6 protein-coding genes are annotated in these 7,565 nt (G+C 27.7%); 5 read left to right on the top strand and 1 reads right to left on the bottom strand.

What is annotated here, in order from left to right:
• Positions 1-1,184: 1,184 nt before the first annotated feature.
• The gene (locus tag E4100_RS09075) at positions 1,185-1,796 is read left to right on the top strand and encodes a hypothetical protein (RefSeq protein ID WP_135271732.1); all 612 of its coding nucleotides are present in this window, start codon (positions 1,185-1,187) and stop codon (positions 1,794-1,796) included.
• Positions 1,797-1,948: 152 nt separating this feature from the next.
• On the opposite strand, the gene E4100_RS09070 is transcribed toward E4100_RS09075, so the two are convergent.
• On the bottom strand, positions 1,949-2,611 hold the full coding sequence (locus E4100_RS09070) for a ferritin-like domain-containing protein (protein ID WP_135271731.1): 663 nt from the start codon (positions 2,609-2,611) through the stop codon (positions 1,949-1,951).
• A gap of 131 nt (positions 2,612-2,742) precedes the next feature.
• Here E4100_RS09070 and E4100_RS09065 point away from each other — a divergent pair, with 131 nt between their 5' ends.
• The 4 genes from E4100_RS09065 to E4100_RS09050 are packed head-to-tail and all read left to right on the top strand — an operon-like array spanning position 2,743 to position 7,296.
• The gene (locus E4100_RS09065; RefSeq protein WP_167792114.1) at positions 2,743-3,570 is read left to right on the top strand and encodes a CHAD domain-containing protein; all 828 of its coding nucleotides are present in this window, start codon (positions 2,743-2,745) and stop codon (positions 3,568-3,570) included.
• 13 nt (positions 3,571-3,583) lie between these two features.
• On the top strand, positions 3,584-4,483 hold the full coding sequence (locus tag E4100_RS09060; protein ID WP_135271729.1) for a Ppx/GppA phosphatase family protein: 900 nt from the start codon (positions 3,584-3,586) through the stop codon (positions 4,481-4,483).
• 6 nt (positions 4,484-4,489) lie between these two features.
• Positions 4,490-6,628 (top strand): polyphosphate kinase 1, encoded by a 2,139-nt coding sequence (gene ppk1, locus E4100_RS09055; protein ID WP_135271728.1) that lies wholly within the window; start codon positions 4,490-4,492, stop codon positions 6,626-6,628.
• Positions 6,625-7,296 carry an HD domain-containing protein gene (locus tag E4100_RS09050; protein WP_209315334.1) on the top strand — a complete coding sequence of 224 codons (672 nt, stop codon included), beginning with the start codon at positions 6,625-6,627 and terminating at the stop codon, positions 7,294-7,296. The genes ppk1 and E4100_RS09050 overlap by 4 nt, the downstream gene beginning before the upstream one ends.
• Positions 7,297-7,565: the final 269 nt, after the last annotated feature.

Raw genomic sequence — 7,565 nt, 5'->3', positions numbered from 1 at the left:
ATATTACTGCAACCTGTCATAAATATTACTATGTAGATAAAAAATATAGCAAATAAATTAAGCTTTTTCATAATATCCCTCCTAATAACCATTGTTATACCTATATTCATTAAATATTAAATTATATATTTTTATGTTATACTATTTAGAGAAAATAAAATACCCGATTGAAATCGGGGGGGTAAGAAGGAGTTACAATGTTTGAATCTTATGACGACTGGATAATCACTTAGAAGCACTTAAATATGCTAAAAAAGGTATTGAATTGTCATTAAATAAAGGACACATAGATATGCTTCATTTCCTATTTTTAAGAGAGGCAGTCGCTAAGTTAAATCTTGGTAATGAAACTTACTTAGATTCTTTTAAAAAATGCCTATATATTTTAAAAATAGAAGGTAATATGAAACATTATAATTATATGGTTAATTTAATAAAGGATAAATATTCTCTTGATTTTTCAGAACTTTAATTTAGCTATGGTTCTTTATTAAACTCTATGAAAAAATAGACTTATTTCAATAATTTACGATTAAAATAAATTTATTTTTAATGTCATCTATTATTTACCTTCTTATATAATTAATATTCGCTACATTTTTAATTAATGTATTATCATAAATTACAAATATTATAGTCTCTTTATAATCCTTTGTTATTATCTCCTATGCATTAACAATCTAGAAAAGTCAAACACATGCTATACAATCCTCTGAAAGATATCTCTGAATAATGCTGTCGTTTTAAAAAATTTCTAATAATCGTTACCATTACTAATAATATAAATTTTTATTAATTATTTTTTACTAATAATCCTTTAGGTTATTATATCATTGTTTTCAAGTTGTAAAAAACATAATTAATAAAACTAACCCAATGAAAAATACGAAAATAGCTAGATTCCCACATTTTGTTATATATAAAATGTCAAAATGTGTATAACTCAAAACAATGATTTGTACAAAATAACAAAGAAAAAGTGTTGGAAAAGGTACTTATAAATCAGTATGAATTATTAAGATGTTTGATTAATTCTATTCATAGTTATATAATTAACATAAACTACATAGTTATATAATTAACATAAACTACATAGTTAATAACTAAGCCTAGCTCTTAATATCAAAGAGAAATGACTTTCTTAATGTTTTAAGTAATATAATAAATTACGAAGAGGTGATATTGTGAAAAACTTTATTTTAAGTATTGTAGTAGTATTAACATGTTTTCTTGTAGTAGGCTGTACTAATCAAAATCCTCCTGATGAAAATACAGAATTACCAGAAGATACAGAGCAACAAATATTATCTGATGATCAACTAGTTCAATATGAAGGTAAGGTAGCTATAATCACTGAAGATGTAGTTTTAAAAGACCCATATGTAATTACAGTAGATACTAACGATAATAATGTTTATCAAACATTAGAAAATGAGGAATTTCAATTAAATAAAAATGATATGGTAATAGTAATTGAAGAAAATGGTAATAAATGCAGAGTTGTTCAAGCATTTGGAGATATTCCACGTATTCGAGGAACAATTGATAAAAGTAATCTCAGTTATGACGAGTCACTTTTTTCCAATAATGCTAACCAAGCCGTTGTAAAAAATGCAATGAGCTATGATGAAGTTGATGGGAATGAAAAAGGTTTACAAGATGGAGTAGGAACAATATTAGAGCGAAAAGAAGACTGGGTAAGGATGTCCATGCCTATGCAGGAATCTGATCTTTGGTTTAAATCAGAAGATTTATCATATGACTTTGATACATCAATAATTGATATTGAAAAGTAATTTTTTAAAGAAATTTATAAAGAAAACAGAAAGCCCGGCTGTATAATTACAACCGGGCTAAATGTATGATTTTTACTGTTATGACTTTTCTTCTAAGTCCTAAACACTTATTCATCGATTATTTAACATTTAAACAATCAATCATCTAATTATTAATTACCTAACAAACAGCTGCCATCTCTATATAATCTATTTGCTCTTTGATTAGCAGTATTTACTCTTTGATTAGCAGCATTTGCATTTTTATTTGTTCTGCCATTCCCTTGGAATCCTGGATTTGTATATTCTCCATTGTATCTATCTACTTGTCTTTCAAATGCTTGTAGATGATTTTTAGAAGCATTTAGAAGTCTTTCAAATACTAATTTGACGTCTTCATCCAGATCTTCTTTTAGGAAATTTTCATACATTTGAATATTTAACTTTTCTGCTTCTATCCCTGCATTGTAAGCTTCAAGTAAATCAGCTGGCGTTACTACATAATTCTCAACATCTGGTACTGTAAATTCAATATCATATTCCTCTAATAATGGTTCTATTAGATCAATATGGGTTTCTTCTGCTCGTAAAATATTGCTAAAAGGTCTAGTTATGTTGAATGTGCTTATAATTTCTTCATATTCTGCCTTAGCTAAATATTCATCTTGTAATGCATAAGTAATCATTTCCTCTTGAGTATAGCTTTTGTCGTTTAATGCTGCTTGTGCCCCAATCGAAGGATTTTCTGCATAACTAAAATTAGCCGCCCCCATTCCAATGCTTAACATAGATACCAATGCCATTGCTACTGATGTTTTCTTAAATAAATTTTTCATATTATCTTCTCCTTTTCATTTAATTTATTTTACATTGTTATTGTAGAATATAAATATGATTTAATTATGACTAAATTTGTTTTATGCAAATAAAAAAAGGTATCTATATAATATATTGGGAGGTGTCTATTATGAAAGCTTCAAAATTGATAAAATCAAAATATAAAAGCATTTTAGAAAGTTATGTTGATATAGAAAATATGCTATATGATGTAGAATTTATCCATAAGTTAAGAGTAAACATAAGAGAACTGAGGTCTTTACTCTATTTTTATAAGCCAATACTAAAACAGAAAAAATACAACTCTTTTAATGACTTTCTAAAAAATTTAAGTGGTCAGTTTTCTAAACTCAGGGAAATTCAAATAGGAAAAGAGGTCTATCATGATTATTGTGTAAAAAAAGATATCTCCTATCCAAATGAATTCTCAGAAATTTTAATTACCATCGAAGAAGCCATAGTGTCTGACTTAAAGAGAAATTTAATCCCTCAAAAAGAACTTGAAGACAACAAAATGACACTTTATTCACTGGTCAAGCGATTAGATTCTGATGAGAATTTGAAATCATTTTCGAAAAAGAGAATAAAAACTATGTCTAAAAAAATTTCAAAAAAAATAAATGAAATTGAATTTAATGACATAGAAGAAATTCACGATTTGAGAATTGAACTTAAAAAATTAAAATATGCTCTTAAATATTTGCCTGATTATATCAAAGATTACACACTTTTACCAGAAGATTTAACTAATGAATATTCTGACTTGTTAGGCTTCCTACTTGATAAGTACTCAATTCTAAATATCTTGTCAGCCTATCCAGATGTTTTTGATGCTTATCACAAGAGTTATAGCAGAGGATTATTTGAGGGATATTTGTATAATGAATTAGCTACATCAAAAGAAATTTTAGAAAATATGAAGGCAGCCATTGGTGATTTAAATACGAATAATTTATAAAGGGAGGATAATTATGATTTATGCAGTAGTAGATATTGGATCAAATACAATGAGAATGAACATTTACAAGTGTGAAAATAAAGATATTAGTTTATTGTTTACATCAAAACAATCAGCAGGTTTAGCAGGTTATGTGGAAAACGGGATTATGTCAAAAAAAGGTATAAAAAAGGCTACAGATGCTCTGAGAAGTTTCCTAGAGATTGTAAATCACTTTGAAGTAGATAAAATGCATGTCTTTGCGACTGCCGCTCTTAGAAATATCTACAACAGTGAATCAGCAGTATCTGAAATAGAAAATAAAACAGGGCTAGATATAGACGTAATATCTGGTGAGCAAGAGGCGAGATTAGACTTCATTGGTGCCACAAAACTCCTTGATTTAAAAGAGGGAATTTTAGTTGATATCGGCGGAGGAAGTACAGAAATAGTAACTTTTAAAAATCAAAATATAATTAACGCAATAAGCTTTCCCTTAGGTTCATTAAACAGCTATAAAATGTATGTAAAAGAGATTTTACCAAATAAAAAAGAAATTAAGGAAATAAAAAATCATTTAGCAAAAGAGTTGAGCGGTCTTTCTGAAATAGAAGAAGGAAATTACAAAGTCTTATGTGGTGTTGGAGGTAGTATAAGAGCTACAAGAAAGCTAAACAACTGGATTTATGAGACTCCATCTGATAACAATATAATTTCTTCGAAAAATCTAAAATCTATGGTCAAATTTTTAAGTAAGGGTTCAAAAGAGGCTATAGATACTATTTTACAAGTATCTCCTGATAGAATTCATACAATTTTGCCAGGTATGATCATATTAAATGAAATAGTTAAAAAATATAATTCAGAAGAAATTATCGTCAGTGATTATGGTGTAAGAGAAGGCTATTTATTTGATAAAGTTCTGAAGGAGTAAGATAATATGGCAGAAACTCAACTTTCATATGATACTAGCTACACTCAAAATAGGGAATTATCTTGGCTCAAATTTAATGAAAGAGTCTTGGAAGAAGCATTAGATGAAAATGTACCAGTTTTTGAAAGGCTAAAATTCATATCTATTTTTTCAAGTAATCTCGATGAGTTCTTTATGATAAGAGTTGGTAGTCTATTAGATTTATCAAGACTTAAAAATCCACCCATAGATAATAAAACCGGTTTAACACCACAGGCTCAACTTGACAAAGTCTTTGAAAACGTGAAACCATTATATAAGAAAAAGGATGATTTGTTTTTTAAAGTTGAAAATCTACTTAGAGGATATGATATTTATAATCTTGATGTGAATGAACTTACAGATAGTGAATTCCGCTATGTGGAAGATTATTTTAAAAAAAATATAATGCCATTATTATCTCCCCAAATAATTGATTCACATCATCCTTTCCCTCATCTTTGGAATAAAAATCTATATGTAATAGGTTCTCTAGGTTCAAAAGAAAAAACCAATCTAATTGGCATAATCGAAATCCCAAAATCGATTCCTAGAGTCTTGTATTTAGGCAATGACAATTTAAGATATATTTTGATAGAAAAAATAGTCTTTCATTTCTTTAATACTGTTTTTAGTTATTATAAAGTTTCAACAAAGTCGATAGTGTCTGTAACAAGAAATGCTGATATAAATCCAAAAGATGAAGCTTTTGACTTTGATGAAGAAGACTTTAAGATTCACATGAAACAGATACTTAAAAAAAGGTCTAGACTCGCACCGGTTCGTTTAGAGATCTATGAAGAATTAGATAAAGACTTAAAAAATTATCTCATTCAAAAATTAAATATATCTCAAAACCAGATTTTTAAAACCCAAAGTCCAATTATACTAGACTATGTATTAGCACTTGAGGACAAACTAAGCCCAATGTTAAAAGCAAAATTAACTTATCATCACTTTGATTCCCTTTATCCACCGGAAATAAATCCAGGGAAAAGCATTATTTCACAAATTCAAAAAAGAGATATATTGACTATATATCCTTACGAAGATATTAAAGTATTTCTTGATTTATTAAAAGAGGCTTCTCAATCTAAAAAAGTTAAATCAATAAAAATCTCATTATATAGATTAGCAAACAAATCAAAAATAGTTGAATATTTGTGTGAAGCTAGGGAAAACGGAAAAGATGTTACGGTATTAATAGAGCTCAGAGCAAGATTTGATGAAGAAAACAACATAGAATGGGCAGAAAAACTTGAAGAAGCTGGCTGCAATGTTATATATGGTATTGAAGACTATAAAGTACATTCAAAAATCTGTTTGATCACTTGTGTGGAAAAAGATAAAATCAGCTATATAACCCAAATTGGAACGGGTAATTATAACGAAAAAACCGCTAAATTATACTCTGACCTATCTTTAATTACCGGAAATAAAGAAATTGGATTAGATGCATTGGAATTTTTTAAAAATATGGCAATAAGTTACTTAGATGGAGATTATAAAAATTTAGCTGTTGCCCCCTTTTCACTTAAAAATAGATTGATATTTGAAATTGATAAACAAATTGAGAATGCAAAACACGATAATCCTTCAAGAATAATCATCAAAGCAAATTCTATCACTGAAAGAGATTTAATCGATAAACTGATGGAAGCTTCATGTGCTGGTGTAAAAATTGATTTAATCATAAGAGGGATATGTTGTATTTTGCCAAATATCAAAGGCAAAACTGAAAATATAACTGTTACCAATATCGTCGGTAGATTTTTAGAACACTCCAGAATTTATTTGTTTGGTGAAGGTGATAAATGTAGTATATATATATCTTCAGCTGACTTAATGACTAGAAACTTAAATAGAAGAGTAGAAATAGCAGCCCCAGTTTATGACAATGCTATAAAAGAAAAAATCAAAAAATTTTTAGATCTAAATTTAAAAGATAATCAAAAATCAAGAATAATGACTAGCAGTGGAGATTATGTAAAAAAAGAAGTACAAAATGAAAAATTAAACAGTCAAGAATATCTACTTGATTTAGCTCTAAGCCAAAATGAAAATCGTCCTTTAAAAAGTAGATTTCATTTTTTCTTTAAATTATTTAAAGGTGGAGATGTAGATTGAACGAAAAAGAATTTAACCGCATTGTAAAATATATGAGAAAACATAATTCTGATCAAGCACATGATATAGATCATATATTTAGAGTTTTATATTTAGCAATTGAAATAGCCAACGATGAAGAAAATGTAGATATGGATGTACTGATAGCTGCAAGCCTCCTTCATGATATTGGTAGAAAAGCTCAATTAAAAAACAAAAATATAGATCATGCTAAAAAAGGTGCTAGAATGGCAAAAAAGTTTTTATTAGATAATGATTATAGCGAAGAATTTGCTAAGAAAGTTTCAAACTGTATAAAAAAGCACAGCTTTCGATCTGATAATCCTCCTATAACTCTTGAAGAGAAAATATTATTTGATGCAGATAAATTAGATGTCTTAGGGGCGATTGGGATAGCTAGGACTATAATGTACCAGACCCAAACCCATTCTAATTTATATAATTTAGATGAAGAAGGTAATTTAATTCATGGAGAAGATGATAAAAATAATTCTTTTTTGCATGAATATAAATATAAGATAGAAAAGGTAGCTGAAAAACTATACACTAAAAAAGCTAAAGAAATTGCTTCAAAGAGAATGAAAATTGCTCAGTTATATTATGATAGTCTAATAGAAGAACTAGAAGAAACTTATAAAGGGAAAATGCTCATTAAAAAAATTATATAGAGTTATTTATAGCTAAAATTAAAAATTAATAGATTTTGCGATTAATCAATTAATTATATTTTCCTTACAAATACCATAATAAACCATTGGCAAAGAAGAGTTATTTGGGCAAAGAAGAACACCCAATTTATTAAATCTAGGCACAGGTAAGTTTTGAAATTTACAGTGATTGAGATTAAAAATAGTAGGAGTGATATTATGAAAAAGCTTAATTTATTTGCTATATTTTTTATCTACATAGTAATATTTATGACAGGTTGCAGTAATAT

It is taken from the genome of Soehngenia longivitae, from assembly GCF_004684055.1.
GTDB lineage: Bacteria > Bacillota > Clostridia > Tissierellales > Tissierellaceae > Soehngenia > Soehngenia longivitae.
Note: the sequence above shows the minus strand (reverse complement) of the source record. Positions and strands in the feature narration are given on the sequence as shown.

Bases quoted from the DNA above. Each gene is read 5' to 3' on its own strand.
- E4100_RS09060 (WP_135271729.1), top strand. From the start codon at position 3,584: ATGATTTATGCAGTAGTAGATATTGGATCAAATACAATGAGAATGAAC.
- E4100_RS09065 (WP_167792114.1), top strand. From the start codon at position 2,743: ATGAAAGCTTCAAAATTGATAAAATCAAAATATAAAAGCATTTTAGAA.
- E4100_RS09070 (WP_135271731.1), bottom strand. From the start codon at position 2,611: ATGAAAAATTTATTTAAGAAAACATCAGTAGCAATGGCATTGGTATCT.
- ppk1 (WP_135271728.1), top strand. From the start codon at position 4,490: ATGGCAGAAACTCAACTTTCATATGATACTAGCTACACTCAAAATAGG.